We start from the raw sequence: 20,737 nt of genomic DNA, 5'->3' as shown, positions 1-20,737 counted from the left end.
GAGAACTGCCCCGATGGCGTGCTGGAACTTTTCACCAGCAGCCCGTCCGTTTTTCTGACGGATTCTATATAAGGAGTCATAAATTGAGCGTTGAAGCGGCTAAGCATGCACGAGAATTGCTCCTCAAGGAATACCGTGGGGTGCTCTCGACGCACTCCAAATCGATGCCCGGTTTTCCGTTCGGCTCCGTGGTTCCGTACTGCCTGGACGAGCAGGGCCGGCCGCTGATCCTGATCAGCCGCATCGCCCAGCACACGCATAATCTGCAAAAAGATCGGAAATGCTCGCTGTTTGTCGGCGAACGTGGCGCCGAAGATGTCCAGGCCGTTGGTCGACTGACTTACCTGGCCGAGGCGCATCAGCTAGAAGACGAAGCCGCCATCGAAACCGCCTCCGAGCGTTACTACCGCTATTTCCCGGAGTCGCAGGGTTATCACAAGGCCCACGATTTCGATTTCTGGGTACTCGAGCCTGTACGCCACCGTTACATCGGCGGCTTTGGCGCGATTCATTGGGTCAACGACCTGACCCTCGCCAACCCGTTTGCCGGCAAGGCTGAACTGAGCATGGTCGAGCACATGAACGCTGATCACGCCAAGGCCATCGCCCATTACGTCGATCTGGCCGGGCTACCGAAAAACGTGCCGGCGCAAATGGTCGGTATCGACACCGAAGGCATGCACCTGCGTATCGGTCAAAGTCTGTACTGGTTGCCGTTTCAAGCGCCTTGTAATACGCCGACACAAGTTCGCGAAGCCTTGGTTTCTCTGGCCCACGCGGAGCATTGGCCGAAAAATGAAGTGGCCGACGCTTGAATTCACGAAACGGCGACGTCATCTAAGGTGAACTGGCAAGGCATTCTTGCGTTGAGGAACCATTTGATGCGCCCTTTTTTGTTGCTCTTTCTGCTGTTCCCGGTGTTGGAGCTGTTCGTATTCGTCAAGGTGGCAGGGTCCATCGGGTTTTTCCCGGCCCTGCTGCTGATCATTCTCGGCTCGATGTTCGGCGTGTTCGTGCTGCGCATCGCCGGCCTGGCCACGGCCCTGCGTGCCCGTGAAAGCCTGAGCCGCGGCGAACTGCCGGCCCAGACCATGCTCGAAGGCCTGATGCTGGCATTGGCCGGTGGCCTGCTGATTCTTCCGGGTTTCATCAGCGATGTGATCGGCCTGTTCATGCTGCTGCCGTTCAGTCGTCGCCTGCTAGCCAATAAAATGCGCCAGCGCGCCGAAGAGCAGGCAATGCGTCAGCGAGCGTTCGCCGACGACCTCCAGGCCCGTGGCGGCCCGGTGCCTCGCGAGCCGCTGGGCCGCGAGCCCAACGTGATCGAAGGCGAGTTCGAACACCGCGATACCAAGTAATACGCACATCGACACGGCACCTTCGGGTGCCGTGTTCGTTTGCGGGGCCGCGAACTGAAAATTTTTTGATCCCCGCCCTTGTAATAAGCTTATGCGCCCTTATGTAACGGTCACCGCAAGGTTTCTGGCGAACACGCCAGACAGACTTCCGCGGTTCGCTTGACGAACCGCAACCGGCACCGCCGGCCTTTGTTAAACCCGCCGGGACTACACCGGCCGATGAAAACCACAATTAGGAGAGATCGACAATGAAGCTTCGTCCTCTGCATGACCGCGTCGTCATCCGTCGCAGCGAAGAAGAAAAGAAAACCGCTGGCGGTATCGTCCTGCCAGGTTCGGCTGCTGAAAAAGCCAACAGCGGCGAAATCCTCGCTGTAGGCCCAGGCAAAGCACTGGAAAGCGGTGAAGTGCGTGCACTGTCCGTGAAAGTGGGCGACAAGGTTGTGTTCGGTCCTTACTCCGGCAGCAACACTGTGAAAGTCGACGGCGAAGACCTGCTGGTAATGAGCGAGAACGAAATCCTCGCTGTTATCGAAGGCTGATACCCCCGTTCATTTTCCGCTACTACAAAGTATTTAAGGAATATCGATCATGGCTGCTAAAGAAGTTCTGTTTGGCGATTCCGCCCGCAAGAAAATGCTCAAAGGCGTCAACGTCCTGGCTGACGCGGTAAAAGCGACCCTGGGCCCGAAAGGCCGTAACGTGATCATCGAGAAGAGCTTCGGCGCTCCGACCATCACCAAGGACGGCGTTTCGGTAGCAAAAGAAATCGAACTGGAAGACCGTTTCGAAAACATGGGCGCGCAGCTGGTCAAAGACGTTGCCTCCCGTGCCAACGATGACGCTGGTGACGGCACCACCACCGCTACCGTTCTGGCTCAGTCGATCGTCAACGAAGGCCTGAAAGCCGTCGCTGCCGGCATGAACCCGATGGATCTGAAGCGCGGTATCGACAAAGCGACCATCGCCATCGTCAAAGAGCTGAAAAACCTGTCCAAGCCATGCGCTGACACCAAGGCAATCGCTCAGGTCGGCACCATCTCCGCCAACTCCGACAACTCCATCGGCGACATCATTGCCGAAGCCATGGAAAAAGTCGGTAAAGAAGGCGTGATCACCGTTGAAGAAGGCACTGGCCTGGAAAACGAACTGTCGGTTGTAGAAGGCATGCAGTTCGACCGTGGCTACCTGTCCCCGTACTTCGTCAACAAGCCGGAAACCATGGTTGCCGAACTGGACAACCCACTGGTTCTGCTGGTCGACAAAAAGATCTCGAACATCCGCGAAATGCTGCCAGTGCTGGAAGCCGTTGCCAAAGCCGGCCGTCCGCTGCTGATCGTTTCCGAAGACGTTGAAGGCGAAGCCCTGGCGACTCTGGTCGTGAACAACATGCGTGGCATCGTTAAAGTCGCAGCCGTCAAGGCTCCAGGCTTCGGCGACCGCCGCAAGGCCATGCTGCAGGACATCGCCGTTCTGACCGGCGGTACCGTTATCTCCGAAGAGATCGGCCTGAGCCTGGAAGCAGCCACCCTGGAAAACCTGGGCAGCGCCAAGCGCGTGACCATCTCCAAGGAAAACACCATCATCGTTGACGGTGCTGGCGTAGCAGGCGACATCGAGTCCCGCATTGCTCAGATCCGTGCCCAGGTTGCCGAAACTTCCTCGGACTACGACCGTGAAAAACTGCAAGAGCGTCTGGCCAAGCTGTCCGGCGGCGTTGCAGTGATCAAGGTTGGCGCTGGTTCCGAAGTAGAAATGAAAGAGAAGAAAGCCCGCGTTGAAGACGCCCTGCACGCTACCCGTGCAGCCGTTGAAGAAGGCGTGGTACCTGGCGGTGGCGTTGCGCTGATCCGCGCTCTGGAAGCAATCCTCGACCTGAAAGGCGACAACGCCGACCAGGACGTGGGTATCGCCGTTCTGCGTCGTGCCATCGAAGCACCGCTGCGTCAGATCGCTGCCAACAGCGGTGACGAGCCAAGCGTTGTGGTCAACGAAGTCAAGAACGGCAAAGGTAACTTCGGTTACAACGCTGCGACTGGCGAATACGGCGACATGATCGAAATGGGCATCCTGGACCCAACCAAGGTCACCCGTTCCGCGCTGCAAGCTGCTTCGTCGATCGGCGGTCTGATCCTGACCACCGAAGCTGCTGTTGCTGATGCACCGAAGAAAGACGGCGGTGCTGGCGGCGGTATGCCAGACATGGGCGGTATGGGCGGCATGGGCGGCATGATGTAAGCCAGCCTTACCCCTGTACGAAAAAACCCCGCCTGCGAAAGCAGGCGGGGTTTTTTATTGCCTTCAATTTTGGGTTGACTGGAGATGGCGTCAGATCAGGCGCCGACAGGTACTGCGCTGGCCTCGCGTTCAGCCCTCAGGGCCGGTCGATACAAAACGTAGTAATACGACCCCAAACAAATCAGCCAGCAGAACACCGCCGTCCACACGTTGTGCGAGAAGAAATGCGCGCCCTGCATCATCCGCCCGATGGAGAACACTGAGCCAAGGGCAAAGGCGAAGACAAACGCTGCGCGAGCCATACGCGGGCGACGGTCACGCAATACGAAAAACAGGGCAAACAGGGTGAAGCCGGTGGCCGCATGGCCGCCGGGCCAGCAACGCCCCGGTTTTTCGGTGGGTGGGCGAGGGCTCAACAGTTCGCTGTAGGTCTCGTGACCGCCGAATTGCTCGAGGCTCCATGGGCATTGCACCGCGGTCACCGCTTTCATGGGCGTGACAAAAGAAGTCGCCAGGCCCAGGGACAGCACCAGACAACCCAGTTCGCGCTTGAGCGGTTTGAGCCTGGCCATGAAGAACGAAGCGATGAAGCCGAAGATGGCAAACACCGAGAAGGCGATGACCACCTGTTTGGCGCGATCGTGCAGGATGTCCTCGAGGAAGTAACTGTGGCGTCCGATGAATTCCCCGGCGACCGGGTCGTAAAACAGCTTGGCCAGGTCCATGTCCAGACTGGTCAATTCGAGCAATACCAGAATGATCGCAGCTACGGCGGGGACTCCAAGGCACACCCGGAAATTGAGCGGACGAGGGGCAGGGCGGGCAAGGGTCGAAACCATGCTAGTTCCTTGATCAGTGAAATGTTCTCAAATGCGCAGCCGCGCAGAGTTTGAACCCGATTCTGTCGCCAGCGTGTGAATCGCTGGTGAAAAACTCGTTAAGGCTGTAATCGGTCAATTTCCACGCTTTTGCGCTTCACTCAGTCCTAGCCGTGAGCTGAACTTCGCCTTAAGCTGCGCGGGCCACGACGGCCGTTACTGTGGACGGAGAGATACCCATGCGAATTCTACTGGTTGAAGACAACCGCGATATCCTGGCCAACCTGGCCGATTACCTGGGGCTCAAAGGCTATACCGTGGATTGCGCTCAGGATGGTCTGTCGGGCCTGCATCTGGCGGCCACCGAGCACTACGATTTGATCGTGCTCGATATCATGTTGCCCGGCATCGATGGCTACACCCTCTGCAAGCGCCTGCGTGAAGATGCCCGCCGCGAAACGCCGGTGATCATGCTCACGGCCCGCGATCAGCTGGATGACCGTCTGCAAGGCTTCAAGTCGGGTGCCGATGACTATCTGATCAAACCGTTCGCCCTGTCGGAACTGGCAGCGCGTATCGAGGCGGTCATGCGCCGAACCCAGGGCGGCGGGCGGCGGACCTTGCAGGTCGGCGACCTGAGCTACGACCTCGACACCCTGGAAGTCACTCGTGAAGGCCGGTTGCTGAAACTCAACCCGGTCGGCCTGAAGTTGCTGGCCGTGTTGATGCAGAAAAGCCCTCATGTGTTGCGCCGTGAAATTCTTGAAGAAGCGCTCTGGGGCGACGACTGCCCGGACAGCGACAGCCTGCGCAGCCATGTCCACCAACTGCGTCAGGTGATCGACAAGCCGTTCGCCAAGCCATTGCTGCAAACCGTGCACGGTGTGGGGTATCGCTTGGCCGAGGGCCGTGATGGAGTTTAAGCAGAGCCTTGCTCAACGCATCATCATTGCCTTTGCGCTGATGAGCGCACTGGTGGCGGGCGCTTTTGCCATGGGCATCGTGGCGACCGTGCACCTGGTGGAGGAAAAGCTGATTTCGGCCGGTCTGGGCGGCGATTTGCAGCGTCTGTTGCTGATGGACAATGTCACGGACTGGAGCCATCGCCCAGAACCGGACCAATTGTTCTACTTCAGCAACGGGCCAGGCGATTTCAGGTTGCCCAAGGATTTGCGGCACCTGGAGCCGGGTTTCCACGAAGTGTTCCGTGAAAGCCTGTCGTACCACGCCATGGTCGAAATCGTCGACGGCCGACGTTATGTGCTGTTGCAGGACCAGAGCGACTTCGAAGAGCGTGAACGGGTGCTGTTTGCCGTGGTGCTGGTGGGTTTCGTGCTGAGCCTGGCACTGGCGGTATTTCTCGGCTGGGTGCTGGCACGCAAGGTCATGGCGCCGGTGGTGCGGCTGGCCCGCCAGGTACGCCATCGCGATCAACTGCTGGGTTTGGCTCCCCCCTTGGCTCCGGATTATGCCGCCGACGAAGTGGGCGAACTGGCCGTGGCCTTCGACGCCACCCTCGGGCGCTTGCGTCAGGCCCTGACCCGCGAGCGTTTGTTCACCAGCGACGTCAGCCACGAATTGCGTACGCCCCTGATGATCCTGGCCAGTTCCTGCGAACTGTTGCTGGAAAACCCTGGTCTCGATCAGCGCGGTCGCGCCCAGGTCGAGCGCATCGCCCGGGCCTGTGAAGAAATGCGTGAGCTGGTGCAAACCTTCCTGATGCTGGCCCGTGCCCAGCGCGAAGATGCCAGCATGTCGCCGCAGCAGTCCCTGGGCCAGGTAGCCGAGGGGCTGGTCGGTCTATGGCGCGAGCCCATTGAAAGCAAAGGCTTGAAGCTAATTTTTGAACCGGGCAACCCCGAGGCCAATGGCTACAATGCGACGCTCCTGCACGCGGTGATGGGTAACTTGCTGCGCAACGCCTTGCATTACACCGAGCGGGGCTTCATCCGCCTGAGCCTGACGGGCACGGGATTTCTGGTCGAAGACAGCGGTGTGGGCATTCCTGAGGAAAAACGCGAGGCGATGTTCGAACCCTTCGTTCGGGGCACTGAAAAACGCGGGGAAGGCTTGGGCCTGGGGCTTTCACTGGTGCAGCGGATCTGTGAAAACCAGGGCTGGAACGTCAGCCTGACTACGATGGAGCCCAGTGGCTGCCGTTTTCAGGTGGAGCTGTCCCGAACTTGATCTGTTAAGTCAGGTGTCCAGCAAACCTGATCAATTCTGTAAAGCCCTGTAATACTTCCGGGTTTCCCATAACGATATTTTCACAAATGGATGACCAGTCACCGACACCACAAAATCTAAGGTAGTTGCTATCAGAAGTTCAGGAGACCTGATGATGGACGGCCCGATCAAACTCGATTTTTCGGAAAAATACGACGATCAACACGCGCAACGCTATTTGCGCAAACACCAGGAAGGTCTCGGCCGTCGATTGTCCCATTGGCGTGACGAACAACTGGCGCGTAAGGCGCTGGCGCTGGTTGGCGAGCCTGGTCTGGTCCTCGATTTACCTTGTGGTGCAGGGCGTTTCTGGCCCTTGTTGGCGGAAAAATCCAACCGAGTGATCATCGGTGCCGATAACTCGGAGTCCATGCTGAAGATCGCAACCCAGGCGCAACCTGCCGACGTGGTGAAACGGGTACAACCCTTGCACACGTCTGCATTCGACATCGCCTTGCCGGGCAACGCTGTCGACAGCATTTTTTGCATGCGCTTGCTCCACCACATCGGTGAAGCCAAGCATCGCATGGCTATTTTGCGTGAATTCGAGCGTGTTTCCCGTGACAGTGTCATTCTTTCGCTGTGGGTCGATGGCAACTTCAAGGCCTGGAAACGCAAGCGTTCGGAGAAAACCCGTGGGCAGGAAGGTTACCAAAACCGGTTTGTGTTACCGGCCGCTACCGTAGAGAAGGAATTTGAGCAGGCGGGTTTCCGAATCCAGGAACAACTGGACTTTTTGCCGCTCTATGCCATGTGGCGAGTTTACGTATTACGCAAGAGGTAACAGGATGGCAGTGCAGTGTGCAGCAGAAACGGAAGTCGTTCCCCGGGACCGCTTCGATTACTTCTGGAATCAGCGCGGTGAATGGGTAGAAGAACCCAACGTCCGTCGCGGCGGGGAAAGCGGCGTTCAACGCCTGATGGGCAGTGATGGTCAACTGCTCTACGTCAAGCGCCAGACCGGGCATATCCATCGTAGCTTGCAGCACCCTTTCGGGCGGCCGACGGTAATGCGCGAGCATGCTGCGCTCATCGGTGTGACCGAGCTTGGCGTACGGGTTCCGGAAATCGTTTTCTGTGGCGCACAGCGCGATCCTGTACACAAGTGGCGTGCCCTGCTGATTACCAAGTCGCTGGACGGCTTCGAGGAAATCGATCGCTGGTACGCCGGTGGCGGTCGCGAGCGTCATGGTCAAGCCATAAGCGACCGGGTGCTCAAGGACCTGGCTGAAAACCTGGCTCGCATGCACAAGGGCCGCTGGCAGCACGGTTGCCTTTACGACAAGCACGTATTCGTTCGCGTGACCGGTGAGGGCGAGACGGCCAAGGTCGAAGTGGCCCTGATCGATCTGGAGAAATGCCGAAAGCGATTGACCGCCTATCGCGCAGCTGTCCATGACTTGAAGCAGTTGCGTCGCCACTCGTCGTTCAGCGACGCAGACTGGAAAAAGCTCATCTACTTTTATAAGACGGCGTTTGGCAGCGCTATCAAGGGTTTATAGCGATGAAACTCGAAATTGCACGAGGTTTGTTTCTGGTAGGAGCCTTGGCAGTTGCATCGATCGCGATGGCAACCTGGGAGCAACCACGCCCCCAGGTTCTCAGCTCGATAAGCGCAGAAGAACATTGTCCGTTGCCACGGGTTGCGAAGGCATCCGTGGCCACTCGACCCGATCATGACTTGTTGCTGTTCATGTTCGGTCTTTCTCAGGGATTGAGGCCACAGAGTTGAACCGATTGAAGCCAAAATGAAAGGCCTCGCTGATGCGAGGCCTTTTTTATTGACCTGATTTCAGCTTTCAGCGCTCCCACAGGTTTTTCTGCATCAGGGTTTATCCGGTTTAGCCAGCAAGGTGTAGACGCAAGGCAACACAAACAGGGTAAACAACGTCCCGATCGACATGCCCGTCGCGATGACCGTGCCGATGTCGAACCGGCTGACCGCGCCAGCACCAGTGGCGATGATCAATGGCACCATGCCGAACACCATCGCTGCGGTGGTCATCAAGACCGGACGCAACCGGATGGCCGCTGCTTCCTCTACCGCTTCCCGTGCGGTCAGGCCCTTGTCCTTGCGTAGCTGGTTGGCGAACTCGACGATCAGAATGCCGTGCTTGCTGATCAGCCCGATCAAGGTCACCAGCCCGACCTGGGTGTAGATGTTCATGCTCGACCACCCCAGGAACAGCGGAATCAATGCGCCGCAGATAGACAGGGGGACGGTGACCAGGATCACCAGCGGGTCGCGGAAGCTTTCGAACTGGGCCGCCAGCACCAGGAAAATGATCGCCAGTGCCAGGGCAAAGGTGACCCACAGGGCACTGCCTTCCTGTACGTATTGCCTCGATGCGCCGGCGTAGTCGAAGGCAAAGCCGGCGGGTGCCTCTTCCCGGGCGATCTGGCGCACGAGGTCGATGGCTTCCCCCATGCTCACCAGCGGCACGCCGGACAGGATGGCCGAGTTGAGTTGCTGGAACTGGTTCAGCTGTCTCGGTCGAGCGCGGTCGGTGATGGTGATCAGGGTCGACAACGCCAACAGTTCGCCCTTGGTGTTTTTCACGTAGTAATTGTTCAGCCAGTCCGGATTGTCACGGAACGGCCGCTCGACCTGGGCAATGACCTTGTAGCTGCGACCCTCAATGGTGAATCGGTTGATCTCGCCTTCACCCAGCAGGGTCGCCAGGGTTCCCCCCAGGTCCTGCATGGAAACCCCCATCTGCGCAGCCTTGGCGCGGTCGATATCCACCACCACTTCCGGCTTGTCGAAGGCCAGGTCAACATGGACAAACGCAAACTTGCCGGATTCCTTCGCGCGTTTTTTTACCCGGTCGACCACTTGCAGCAGCAATTCGTAATCGTTGGCGGAGTTGATGACGAACTGGAACGGCACGCCTTCGCCGGTGCCCGGCAGGGACGGCAGGTTGAAGCCGAAAATCTGCAACCCCGTGATCTTTTCCAGTTTGGCCTGCACCTCGGGCAGGATCGCCATTTGCGTGCGACTGCGCTCGTTCCATGGCTTGAGCAGGAAGCCGCCAATGCCCGATTGCACGCCGCTGAAACCGTTGATCTGGAACGACGAGTAGTACTCGGGAAACGCCTTGAAGATCGAGACGAACTCGTCGGTGTAGGTGTTCAGGTAGTCGAGGTTGGTCGGTTGCGGGGCGTTGGCAATCATGAAAATGATTCCTTGGTCCTCATCCGGCGCCAGTTCCGATTTGGTGAATTTGAGAAGGACCGGAATCAGGCACAACACGATCACGGCGAACACCAGCACCACCGGCCGGGTGTTGAGGGTGCCGTGAAGCAGGCTCTGGTAGCGGTGCTTGAGACTTTCGAAAATCATGTCCAGGCGATGGGCCAGTCCACTGGGGTTCTCGTCGTGGCGCAGCAGAAACGCACACATCATTGGCGACAGGGTCAGGGCGACGATACCGGAGATCACCACCGCGCCGGCCAGGGTCAGGGCGAACTCCTTGAACAGCGCCCCTGTCAGGCCGGTCAGGAAACCGATCGGAGCGTACACCGCCGCCAGGGTGATGGTCATCGAAACCACCGGCATGGCGATTTCCCGGGCGCCTTCAATGGCAGCCTCGAGCGGTGTCTTGCCTTCCTCGATGTGGCGGTGAATGTTTTCCACCACCACGATGGCGTCGTCCACCACCAGGCCGATGGCCAATACCATTGCCAGCAGGGTGAGCAGGTTGATGGAGTACCCCATCATCTGCATGAAGAACATCACGCCGATCATCGACAGCGGGATGGTCACCACCGGGATCACCACCGAGCGCAAGGCACCGAGGAACAGGAACACCACCACGATCACGATCAGCACCGCTTCGAACAGGGTCTTCACCACTTCGTCGATCGAGGCCTGGATGAACAGGGTGGCGTCGTAGGCGATTTCACCTTTCAGGTTCGGCGGTAGCTGGGCCTCCAGGTCCGGCATGATCTTGCGCACTTCCTTGATCACTTCCAGCGGGTTGGCGCCGGGCGTCGCCTTGATGCCGATGTACACCGATGGGGTGCCACCGAACGAGCTGATGGAGTCGTAGTTTTCCGCGCCCATTTCCACGCGCGCGACATCCCGCAGCAACACTCGGCTGTCGCCATCGACCTTGAGCGGAATCGCCCCAAAGGCTTCGGCGGACTTGAGTTCGGTATTGGCGTTGATGCTGGTGACCACGTATTCGCCCTTCACCTCGCCAGCGGCAGAGAGGAAGTTGTACTGGCGCACCGCGTTGGTCACATCGCTGGCACTGAGGCCGAATCCCGCCAGCTTCATCGGGTCCAGCCACAGGCGCATGGCAAATACCTGATTACCGAGGATCTCGGCTTCGGCCATGCCGGGCAAGGTCGCCAGCTTGGGCTGGATCACCCGTGACAGGTAATCGGTAATCTGCGGGTTGCTCAACTCCTTGCTGAAGTAGCTGATGTACATCAGCACTGACGCATCGGCAGACTCTTTGCTCAGCACCGGGTCTTCAGCGTCCTGGGGCAGCTGGTTCTTGACCTCGTTGGCCTTGGCCAGCAGCTCGGTAAACAGACGGTCGCTGTTGGCGCCGACACGTGCGTAGATCGAGATCACCGAGAAGTTCTGGCGACTGACCGAGGTCATGTAGTCGATGCCCTCGGCGCTGGCCAGGCTTTGCTGCATCGGTTGGGTGATGTAGCCCTGGATGGTCTCGGCGTTGGCCCCGGGGTAGGCGGTGGTCACCGTGATCAGGGCGTTTTCCATTTGCGGGTACTGGCGCAGCGGCAGCTTGCCCCAGGCCTGGAAGCCCAGCAGCACGATCAACAGGCTGACCACTGTAGCGAGAACCGGACGGCGGATGAACGGGTCGGTAAAAGCCATGGGAATTCCTTGATCAGTCCGCGCGTGGCGGGCTGTTCTGCCCGGCCAGGGTCTTGTCGTCGCTGATGGCAACGCGTGAGCCGTTATCCAGTTTGAGCTGGCCGGCGGTCACCACTTTCTCGCCGCTCTGCACGCCTTTGGTGATCATCACTTGCCCATCGCGGCGTTCGCCGGTCTCGACAAAACGCCGTTCGGCGATCAGCACCAGTTGGCCCTTGTCGTCCTTTACCTGGCTGCCATCCTCGGCCTTCTTGGGTACGGCCACATACACCGAGTTGCCGTAGAGCGTGTAGGTAATCGCGCTTTCCGGCACCACGATGCGCGGCTGCGGGTCGGGCAGGAGCACCTGGAGGCTGGCGAACATGCCTGGCATCAACTTGCCATCGGGGTTGGCCAGGGTGGCGCGGACCTGCACGTTACGGGTGCTGTTCTCGACTTTAGGGTTGATCGCACTGATGGTGCCGGGGTACTCCTGGGTCGGATATGCCGCGACAATGACCTGTACTGGTTGGCCGAGAGCAATCTTCGGCACCGACTGCTCGGGCACGAAAAAGTCGACATACAGGCTACTGAGGTCTTGCAGGGTGGCGATCATGGTGCCGCTGGCAACATAGTCGCCGACGTCCACCTGTCGAATGCCGATGGTGCCGCTGAACGGCGCGATGATGCGTTTTTTCTCGAGCGCAGCCTTGAGCTGATTGACCGTGGCCCTGCTCTTTTTCAGGACCGCCGAGAGTCGGTCGAACTCGCCTTTGGAAATCGCCTGGCTGCCCACCAGCTGGCTGCCACGGTTGTAGTCCAGCTGGGCCAGCCCGAGGTCGGCCAGGGCGGTTTCGAGCAAGGCGCTTTCCACGGCGCTGTCGAGCCGGACGATCGGCTGACCGGCCTTGACCTTCTGCCCTGACTCGAACTGGACATCGATGACGGTGCCATCGGTCTCCAGGCTCAGGTCCACGCCCTGCAATGCCTTGAGCGTGCCAACGGTAGGCAGGCGGGCTTGCCATGGGCGCTCGGTAGCGGTGGCCACGGCAACGCTGACGGCCGGTCTGGGCACAGAGAAGCCTTGAACCATCGTGTAGATCGAGAAGGCTTTGTACGCAGCCAGGACCAGCACAATCAGTAGAACAACACCCAACATGATCAGCATGCGGCGACGCAGCATATCCAGTTCCTTGGAGAAAATCAGGTGAGACAGCGGGGCACATTACCGCGAGTGTAGAGGGTAAATCCAACTGCCGTTTTTACAGGTTGTGAGGTATTAGAGGGGGGAAAGCCTGAAAAGATTCGCCGCCTCGGGTCTCGTCTGCGGGATGTACGTGATCCCGATTCAGGCGCGGCCGAGGGCGGCGATCTTTTTGATGATTCAGGCCATCAGATGCAGATGGTTGTCCCAGAGCCCTGCGGGTAGCTCCAGCGGTTTTGCAACAAGGTTTGTCTGGCGGCAGTCGTAGTAGCGGCAGCGCCCCTGGCCCGAGGTCACGACAAAACCATCGGCCACGGCGCCGACCCCGGCGCAATCGGGCAGTGGCGCGTCCAGGCGTACTTCACCGCTGTCCAGGTTCCAGATGAAAAAACGGTTGCCCCGCGGTGCGGTCAACGCCACCAGGCGCAAGTCGCTGTGTATCGCGACACTGGCGGTGTAATGCCCCATGGCCTGCAACTGGTGCTCGGGCACCGGGAACGCGACGAAAGGCTGGCCGGGCCGCTTGATCGCCAACAGCTCCGACGACTCATGGGCCGCACCCATGAACTGTTGGCTGGCGACGATGGTGCCGTCACTGGCAATGGCCAGATGGCGCACGCTGTTCATCTGCTGGGCGAGGGTTTCCTTGCTCAGCAGGGTGCCGTCACGTTGCATCAGGACCAGACTCGGTTCCATGGCGTTGAGGTTCATCTCCACCCGGCTTTCGGCCTCGGTGCGAATCCCGCCGTTGGCCACCACCAGGGTTTCGCCATCGGGCATCCACGACACTTGGTGCGGACCGAGGCCGTGGGTGGAAATCTCACCGCTGTGCACCAGTCGTTCGCCTTCGAACTTATACACGCCGAGCAGGCCGCGACCCGGATCGGTGGTGTCGTTTTCGGTGGCGTACAGCCAGTCGCCGCTGTGGTGAATGACCGCGTGTCCGTAGAAGTGCCGGTTCGGCTGTGACACCACGGTTTGCAGGAGCGCGCCGTCGCGCAGATCGATCAGGTAGCTCTCGGTGCCCGGACGGCGGGCGACAAACAGCGCAATCGGCTGTGTCGGGTGGTTGATGATGTCGTGGCAACGCTGGCCGACCCGGGTGGCGAACACCTGGGTGCCATCCAGTCGATAACCGACGGCGTAATGCTGGCCATCGGTATCGTCCCGTGCCGAAAGCAACAACGGGCACTTGTCCTTTTGCTTGAACAGCTTCCAGCCGCCCAGCGTCACTGCACCCAGCAGCAAACTACCTAATGTCAGAACCTGGCGTCGCAGCATGGAACCGGCCCTCATCAGTCACCGTCGTTGGCGTTGAAGCCCAGCTGGATGCCCAGTGCCTTGGCCAGATCGGCCTCGTGCAGGCGATGGACGACGTTGAGGCTGTCATACAGCTCGTTGAGTTGCTGGCGGCCGGCCTCGTCATTGAGCATGTCGGTCAGCGAGCGCTGGTAGCCGGCAAACAGTTTCAGCGACGCGGCATAGGCGGCGTCGATCTTGTCGGCCAACGGCTTCTGCTCGCTCGGCAACAGGCCGCGCAGGCCTTTGTTGTCCACACCTTCCCAGACCGTTTTGGCGGCCGTGAGGCTGGCTTCGAGGCTGGTCAGGGATGCCTGGCTGCGCCATGCATCGGCCTGGAACGGTTGCGGCACGCCCTTGCTCTGGCGGCCCATCGGCGTGCCGAGTTTTTTCTTCAGGGTGTCGATGGCGGTGACTTGCACGCGCAGCAGATCGGCGATCGCCTCGTGGGAGTCCGCGTAGCGCTGGTTCGGGAATTTGCTCATTTGCGCGAGCATGCCGTCGGTGTTGTTCCAGGTTTGCAGAATCTCTTCGGCCAATTGCTTCTGGCGTTCGCCGATGGCGACCAGCAGTGGGCAGTATTTGCTCTTCCGCTCTGTGTTGGCCACGTCAGGCTTGCTGTCGAACAGAATGTATTCGTAGGCCGAGAGCCCCTGTACCACAACGCTGGACTTGGCCAGGGCGGCGGCATCGATTTGCGGCTGGGCGGTGACCAGTTGCTCGACCTGACGGCCGACCAGGTTTTTCTTGTCCGGCCAGAACTGCACTTGCCACGAACGGTTGCCTTCGGCCAGTGGCCCGATCAGCAATGGTTGCAGTTCGGCCCAGGCCTTTTGCGCGTGCAGGAAGTCGGCACGGGCGGTTTCCAGGGTTTCCTTGCCTTCGCAGTAGGCGAGCGCGCTGACTGCCAATTGACGGTCGGCTTCAACCCAGCGGGTGTAGGTCGGCAGGATCACCGACTTGGCGATGGCCGCCGACGTGACCGCTTGCGGGTCCTGGGGTGAGCAGGCGCCCAGGGCAAGTGCGGCAAGGCTGGTGAACAACAGTTTGGGACGGAACATGTCGGGCTCCCGCGAGTGGAATGCGTGTTAAAGGGAATTCAGGAACGCCAGCAACGCAGCGCGTTGCTCGGCATTGAAAGACAAAACCTGTTGCTGCGCCGCAGTCGCCTCGCCGCCATGCCAGAGCACGGCTTCGAGCAGGTTGCGGGCGCGGCCGTCGTGCAGGAACTGGGTGTGGCCGCTGACTGCCTGTGTCAGGCCGATGCCCCACAACGGCGGGGTGCGCCATTGGCGGCCGCTGGCCTGGAACTCGGTACGGTTGTCGGCCAGGCCGTCGCCCATGTCATGCAACAGCAGATCGCTGTACGGGCGAATCACTTGATTGGCCAGTTCAGGTTCGGCGGCATTGGCGGCGGTGGTGTATTTCGGTGTGTGACAGGACTGGCAACCGGCCTGATAAAACAAAGTCTTGCCGGCCAGCACTTCTGGCGCGCTGACGTCACGGCGAGCCGGTACGGCGAGGTTACGGCTGTAGAACAGCACCAGGCGCAGGATGTTGTCGCTGACTTCCGGCTCGCCATTGGGGCCGTTGCCATTGGGTGCCTGTTTACAGGCCGTTTGCGCGTCCGTGCAGTCATCAACGGGTCTAAGGCTGGTCGTGAGCCCCATATCACCGGAAAACGCGTGGACATTCTGTTGATTGAGGTTTGGTTGTCCGGCTTTCCAGCCAAATCGTCCCAGAACGGTCATTTGCAGGGCGTCATCCCAGACCCGGTTCGGTCGCCCGCTGATGCCGTTGTTCGCCTTGGCCTGTGCCTCGGCGTTGGCCAGGATTGCCTCCTCGGGGATCGCCTCGAGCAGGCCCAGGCCAATCATCGGCGGTGCCACGCGGGCCGAGAAGCGGGTGTCGGGGTGCATCGGGCCGTAGCCCAGTTGGGTGATGTTCAGGCTCGGTTTGCGCAGCTCGACTTCGGTGCCGTCCTTGAAGCGAACCGGCACGGCGGTGTAATCGACCCGCACTTTGCCTTCGGGGGCCACGCCGGGTACGGCCATATCCTGGAACTGGCCGCCGTAGACGGGCTCCGGCACCACGCCGAGCTGTTCGATGACCTTGGCATACGCCGGGGCGTCGGGAATCGACAGGCGTACCAGCATCGACACGGCGTTCACATCGTCGGGAGTCGGCGGATGGCCGCGGCCGTCCTTGATGTGGCAGCCCTGGCAGGCATTGGTGTTGAACAGTGGACCGAGGCCATCGCGAGCGGTCGTCGTCGACGGGGCGATCACCCAAGGGCTGCGGAAGAAGCTGTTGCCGACGCTGAAATCCACACGCCGTGACGGCGGCAGGTTCGCCGAGGGCATGGAAAACGCGTTCTGATCGGTCTTGCGCACCGTCGCACTGCCGCCGGAGCGGGCTTCACCGGGTTCGGCCCGGGTGAATTTCGGGGCGTCATCGCAGGCACTCAGGCCCAGGGCCAGAAACAGTGCGGACAAGCGAAGAGGCAGCGAGGGCATCAGACATCCTGCAAGACGAGCAAAACAAGGGCGCAAAGTCTAACAGGGGATGGGAATTTGAATAAGAGGAATTATCGTTTGCTTGATGTGGGGCAGGGTTTTCACTTGAGACCGCGGCGCAGCCATCGCGGGCAAGCCACGCTCCCACAGGGATTGGAGGTGTACACAGAGACAGTGAACGCCAGAGAACCTGTGGGAGCGGGCTTGCCCGCGATGAGGCCACCAGCATCACCCTAAAAACCGATGTAAAAAAGGCGACCCGAAGGTCGCCTTATTACTCACTCAGCCAGCGTTGATCAGAATTCGTGATCAGCGTTGTCCGGGTTCAGGTCGTTGATGCCCAGTTTGCCAGCGGCGGCTTCGATCGAACCGGTCTGCTTGACCAGGGACGCGATGGCGTCACGGACGATCTGGTTGCCAGCAGTGTTGCCGGCAGCGATCAACTGGTCGTAGTGCTCACCCTTGTTGGCGTGGTCGACCATGACCTGAAGCTTGGCTTCGGTGGCGGCCAGGTCGTTTTTCAGCGCGGTGTCGGCAGCCGGGTCGGCCTTGGCCACCAGGGACGACAGGCTGGCGCCGGTCATTTTGGTGCCGTCGACGCGAGTGTATTCACCCAGGTACACGTTACGAATGCCCTTGGCATCGTAGAAGTGCGAGTTGTGGGTGTTGTCGCTGAAGCAATCCTGTTCGTCTTCCGGGGAGTTGGCTTCCAGGGAAACCTTCATGCGCTCGCCCGCCAGTTCGCCCAGGGACAGGCTGCCCATGCCGAACAGCATTTTGCGCAGGCCGGTTTCAGCCGGTTCTGCTTCCAGCGTGGCGCGGTAGTTGTCGGCCACGTTCGGCTTCCAGTTACCGACCATTTCTTCCAGGTCGCTGACCAGCAGCTGAGTCACGGACTTCAGGTAGGCACGACGACGATCGTTGTGACCGCCGGTAGCGCCTTTGCCTTCCAGGTAGTCCGAGGCCGGACGGTTGCCGGCGCCAGGGCCGGTGCCGTTCAGGTCCTGGCCCCAGAGCAGGAATTCGATGGCGTGGTAGCCGGTGGCAACGTTGGCCTCGGAACCGCCCAGCTCGTTCAGGCTGGCGAGTTTTGCCGGGGTGATGTCTTTGACATCGACCTTGTCTTCGCCGATCTGCACTTGAGTGTTGGCGATGATGTTGGCAGTGGCACCCGGGTTGCCCAGGGCGTGTTCGTAGGATTTGTCGACGTAGTCGATCAGGCCTTCGTCCAGCGGCCAGGCGTTCAGCTGACCTTCCCAGTCGTCAACGATGGTGTTGCCGAAGCGGAACACTTCGCTCTGCAGGTAAGGCACGCGAGCGGCAACCCAGGCAGCCTTGGCGGCTTTCAGGGTGTCGGCGTTCGGCTTGGCGAGGAAGGCGTCTACGGCGGTTTGCAGGGTCTTCGCGGTGGATTCGGCATCGCTGTAAACAGCGAAAACGATGTCGGCGTAATGGGCGACAACGGCCTTGGCGGCAGCTTCGTCGACTTTACCGGCAGCGGCAGGTGCCGCGGCTGGAGCAGCCGGGGCAGCCGCAGTGCTGGCAGCTGGCGCGGCAGCTTTTTCTTGGTCTTTACCTTCGCCGCAACCGGCTAGGGAAATAGCGATGGCCAACAGAGTGGCGGTAGCCAGAGGCATACGAATCATGGCGAACATCCTGCTTCGATAGGGGTGGAGTCGTGCTATGCACACGCAAAACTGCGACATAATGCAAATCTTTCGCATTATGTGTAAAGGGTTGTACCTGTAAATATTTCTTATTCACGGAGCGTGGCTCGCGGCCTTGTAGGAGCGAGCTTGCTCGCGATGAACCTGAGAACAACGCGCTCATCCAGAATGAACGCGTTATCGTTCACGACCATCGCGAGCAGGCTCGCTCCTACAGGGGGTTACAAAATAGCGGCGTTACTGCGTTGGGCTTGCTTCAGGTATAGGCCCAGTTCCCGTGCCGGCAACGGCTTGCTGTAGTGATAGCCCTGACCTTCGTGGCAGCCTTCGGAGATGATATAGGCCTCTTGCTCGGCGGTTTCCACGCCTTCGGCAATCACCTGCATGCCCAGGCTCTTGCCCAGTTGGATGATGGCGCGAACGATGGTCGCATCGTCGTCGTCATCGAGCAGGTCCTGAACGAAGCTCTTGTCGATCTTGATCTTGTCCAAGGGCAGGCTCTTGAGATAGCTCAAGGACGAATAGCCGGTTCCGAAATCGTCGATGGCGATCAGCGCGCCGGAGCGGCGCAGGCTGAGCAAGTGCTGGGCCGCGGTGCTGATGTCTTCCATCAGGCCGGTTTCGGTGACTTCCAGCTCCAGGCTGCGCGGTGGCAGGCGGTACATCTGCAGCAGGTTGTTGACCACCCGTGGCAGTTCGGCGTGGTGCAATTGAACCGTAGACAGGTTCACCGCCATGCGCAGGTCGGAGAAGCCCTGGTCATGCCACTCGCGCAGTTGTTTACAGGCCTGGTCCAGCACCCATTCGCCGATGGCAATGATGGTACCGTTCTGTTCGGCCAGCGGAATGAACAGGTCTGGCGGTACCATGCCGTGCTCGGGGTGTTGCCAGCGAATCAGGGCTTCGACGCCCACTACGCGGTTGTCGCGGTAGCTGATCTGCGGCTGGTAGACGAGGTAGAACTGATTGCGGATCAGGGCATCGCGCAGGTCTTTTTCCAGCTCGCGGCGGCGGCGCATTTCGGTGTCGACGCTGGCGATATAGAACTGATAGCGGTTGCGCGAGCGGGTCTTGGCCAGTGTCATGGTCTGCTCGGCTTTTTGCAGCAACTTCTCGGTGCTGTCGCCGTCCTCGGGGAACAGGGTGATGCCGATGGTGGCGCGCAGGCGGATCTCCTGATGGTCGAGGGCAAACGCCGCTTCCAGATCATCGAGAATGCTTTGCGCCAGCTCGGCGGCTTCGTAGGGTTGCTCGATATCGGCCTGGACCAGGGCGAACTGGTCGCCACCGAGGCGGGCGAGGGCGCCCAGGCGACCGCTATGACCGCGCAGGCGATCGGCCAGGGCCAGCAATAACTGGTCGCCGGTCTGGTAGCTGAACTGCTCGTTGATGCCCTTGAAGTCATCGAGGCCAACACACAACACCGCGACCCGGCGCTGCAATTTGCCGGCGTCGATGAGAATCTTGTCCAGTTGCTGCTGCAATTGCTGGCGGTTCGGCAGCCCCGTCAGGAAATCGTACTGGGACATGCGCACCAGGCTGTTTTCCGCTTCGTGGCGCAGATGGGTATTGCGTTCGATGGACTCGAGCAACTGGTTGGCGGTGTTGATCCAGATGCCCAGTTCGTTGTTCTCGTGCCCCTTGAGCAGCGGAATCTTGTGTTCGCTGGGACGATCCGGATTGATTTCCGTGAGGTGCTCGATGATCCGCGACAGCGGTTTGGTCAGCAGCCAATGGTAGACCAGATACAACACCAGCCCCATGGCGAGCGCGCGCAGGACGCCAGAGATGAAGATGATCACCGAGCTGACAATGAACCCTTGGCCGTAGGTGGCGGTATCGAGGGTGATGCTCAGGTCGCCGTAATACTCGCTGTAAGGCCCGCGACCGACCAGTTGGGTGGTGAAGGTGCGTTCCTTGCCAAGAATCAGGTCGGTCAGCCAGCGGCTGTGGGAGTGCTGCAATTCACGGTTTTTTTGCGCGAGCATGGCTTCGTTGGGGTGGCCGATGGAGGCCTTGCGCACGGCGGCGTCCTGAAACAGGCCCTCGATCACCTGCATGCCCATCTCCCGGTCCAGGCTATAGACGGCCTGGGTCGAGGGGTCACGAAACATGTCGAGGATGCGTTCGGCATCGCTGGCGACGGCCTGGCGTGTCTTATAGGCATCGAACACAATCTGCGCGCAGCTCAAGACCACGCCGACGATCAATGCCGACAGGAGCACGACCCGGAGCAACTTCACCGACAAGCTGTTCTTGAGTTCCAGCTTCAAAGGGTTATTCCTTGTTCCGTGCGGGTAGCATCAAGTTGCCATGAGTATTGGCAATCCTGTGATGGCAGTCAAAGGGACAATCATCCTTGGGGGATTTTGCCTGCAGCTTGGCCGATTTGCAGTTGTCTTGACGAGTTAGCCTATTAGCACTGTGTCGGTTGTCGAGTCCTTCAACTTGAGGGGCGGGGTGGAGATATTTTCCTTCTGTTTGATGTTAGTCGTCCGGGGCGGGGGAGCAAGGGCCGGAAGACTTGTTTCATCGTCGGAAAATGCCTTGGATTCTGTAGGTTGGTTTGGAGTTTTAACG

The 20,737-nt window shown here is 59.8% G+C and carries 17 protein-coding genes; 9 read left to right on the top strand and 8 right to left on the bottom strand.

The genetic code is table 11. The features are described 5' to 3' along the window. Positions 1-83: 83 nt before the first annotated feature. From AC3IX1_RS22865 to groL, 4 genes are all read left to right on the top strand, one after another. A complete protein-coding gene (locus tag AC3IX1_RS22865) occupies positions 84-815 on the top strand; it encodes a HugZ family pyridoxamine 5'-phosphate oxidase (RefSeq protein WP_489385923.1) in 732 nt (243 codons plus the stop codon). A 66-nt stretch (positions 816-881) separates the two neighbouring features. Beyond that, positions 882-1,358, top strand: coding sequence for an FxsA family protein (locus AC3IX1_RS22860; protein WP_218494259.1), 477 nt, complete (start codon positions 882-884; stop codon positions 1,356-1,358). A gap of 248 nt (positions 1,359-1,606) precedes the next feature. After that, on the top strand, positions 1,607-1,900 hold the full coding sequence (locus AC3IX1_RS22855) for a co-chaperone GroES (protein WP_095057064.1): 294 nt from the start codon (positions 1,607-1,609) through the stop codon (positions 1,898-1,900). A gap of 49 nt (positions 1,901-1,949) precedes the next feature. Then, complete coding sequence (gene groL, locus AC3IX1_RS22850) at positions 1,950-3,596, top strand: chaperonin GroEL (RefSeq protein ID WP_150728305.1); 1,647 nt, start codon at positions 1,950-1,952, stop codon at positions 3,594-3,596. 95 nt (positions 3,597-3,691) lie between these two features. Here groL and AC3IX1_RS22845 read toward each other — a convergent pair whose 3' ends face one another. Further along, positions 3,692-4,435, bottom strand: a complete 744-nt coding sequence (locus AC3IX1_RS22845) for a phosphatase PAP2 family protein (RefSeq protein WP_489385922.1) — start codon at positions 4,433-4,435, stop codon at positions 3,692-3,694. 218 nt (positions 4,436-4,653) lie between these two features. Between AC3IX1_RS22845 and colR the strand changes: the two genes are divergently transcribed. The 5 genes from colR to AC3IX1_RS22820 all read left to right on the top strand — a co-directional run bounded on the left by colR (position 4,654) and on the right by AC3IX1_RS22820 (position 8,372). Further along, the gene (colR, locus tag AC3IX1_RS22840; protein ID WP_007985839.1) at positions 4,654-5,337 is read left to right on the top strand and encodes a two-component system response regulator ColR; all 684 of its coding nucleotides are present in this window, start codon (positions 4,654-4,656) and stop codon (positions 5,335-5,337) included. After that, a complete protein-coding gene (locus AC3IX1_RS22835; protein ID WP_489385921.1) occupies positions 5,327-6,601 on the top strand; it encodes a sensor histidine kinase in 1,275 nt (424 codons plus the stop codon). The genes colR and AC3IX1_RS22835 overlap by 11 nt, the downstream gene beginning before the upstream one ends. Before the next feature lie 154 nt (positions 6,602-6,755). Beyond that, positions 6,756-7,424 carry a class I SAM-dependent methyltransferase gene (locus tag AC3IX1_RS22830; protein WP_489388777.1) on the top strand — a complete coding sequence of 223 codons (669 nt, stop codon included), beginning with the start codon at positions 6,756-6,758 and terminating at the stop codon, positions 7,422-7,424. Between the two features lie 4 nt (positions 7,425-7,428). Continuing rightward, positions 7,429-8,142: a lipopolysaccharide kinase InaA family protein gene (locus AC3IX1_RS22825; protein WP_489385920.1), complete on the top strand. Its 714-nt coding sequence runs from the start codon at positions 7,429-7,431 to the stop codon at positions 8,140-8,142. A 2-nt stretch (positions 8,143-8,144) separates the two neighbouring features. Continuing rightward, positions 8,145-8,372 (top strand): hypothetical protein, encoded by a 228-nt coding sequence (locus tag AC3IX1_RS22820; protein WP_015096670.1) that lies wholly within the window; start codon positions 8,145-8,147, stop codon positions 8,370-8,372. A 93-nt stretch (positions 8,373-8,465) separates the two neighbouring features. Here AC3IX1_RS22820 and AC3IX1_RS22815 read toward each other — a convergent pair whose 3' ends face one another. The 7 genes from AC3IX1_RS22815 to AC3IX1_RS22785 all read right to left on the bottom strand — a co-directional run bounded on the left by AC3IX1_RS22815 (position 8,466) and on the right by AC3IX1_RS22785 (position 20,430). Further along, on the bottom strand, positions 8,466-11,492 hold the full coding sequence (locus tag AC3IX1_RS22815; protein ID WP_489385919.1) for a multidrug efflux RND transporter permease subunit: 3,027 nt from the start codon (positions 11,490-11,492) through the stop codon (positions 8,466-8,468). 13 nt (positions 11,493-11,505) lie between these two features. Further along, on the bottom strand, positions 11,506-12,654 hold the full coding sequence (locus AC3IX1_RS22810) for an efflux RND transporter periplasmic adaptor subunit (protein WP_489385918.1): 1,149 nt from the start codon (positions 12,652-12,654) through the stop codon (positions 11,506-11,508). A 201-nt stretch (positions 12,655-12,855) separates the two neighbouring features. Then, positions 12,856-13,956: a DUF1513 domain-containing protein gene (locus AC3IX1_RS22805; RefSeq protein ID WP_489385917.1), complete on the bottom strand. Its 1,101-nt coding sequence runs from the start codon at positions 13,954-13,956 to the stop codon at positions 12,856-12,858. Between the two features lie 14 nt (positions 13,957-13,970). Continuing rightward, positions 13,971-15,035 (bottom strand): imelysin family protein, encoded by a 1,065-nt coding sequence (locus AC3IX1_RS22800; RefSeq protein ID WP_489385916.1) that lies wholly within the window; start codon positions 15,033-15,035, stop codon positions 13,971-13,973. Between the two features lie 27 nt (positions 15,036-15,062). After that, positions 15,063-16,490, bottom strand: coding sequence for a di-heme oxidoreductase family protein (locus AC3IX1_RS22795; protein WP_489385915.1), 1,428 nt, complete (start codon positions 16,488-16,490; stop codon positions 15,063-15,065). Positions 16,491-16,786: 296 nt separating this feature from the next. Then, positions 16,787-18,136 carry an imelysin family protein gene (locus AC3IX1_RS22790; RefSeq protein ID WP_489385914.1) on the bottom strand — a complete coding sequence of 450 codons (1,350 nt, stop codon included), beginning with the start codon at positions 18,134-18,136 and terminating at the stop codon, positions 16,787-16,789. Positions 18,137-18,378: 242 nt separating this feature from the next. After that, positions 18,379-20,430 carry a putative bifunctional diguanylate cyclase/phosphodiesterase gene (locus AC3IX1_RS22785; protein WP_489385913.1) on the bottom strand — a complete coding sequence of 684 codons (2,052 nt, stop codon included), beginning with the start codon at positions 20,428-20,430 and terminating at the stop codon, positions 18,379-18,381. Positions 20,431-20,737: the final 307 nt, after the last annotated feature.

Source organism: Pseudomonas sp. KH_046_2, from assembly GCF_057838985.1.
Note: the sequence above shows the minus strand (reverse complement) of the source record. Positions and strands in the feature narration are given on the sequence as shown.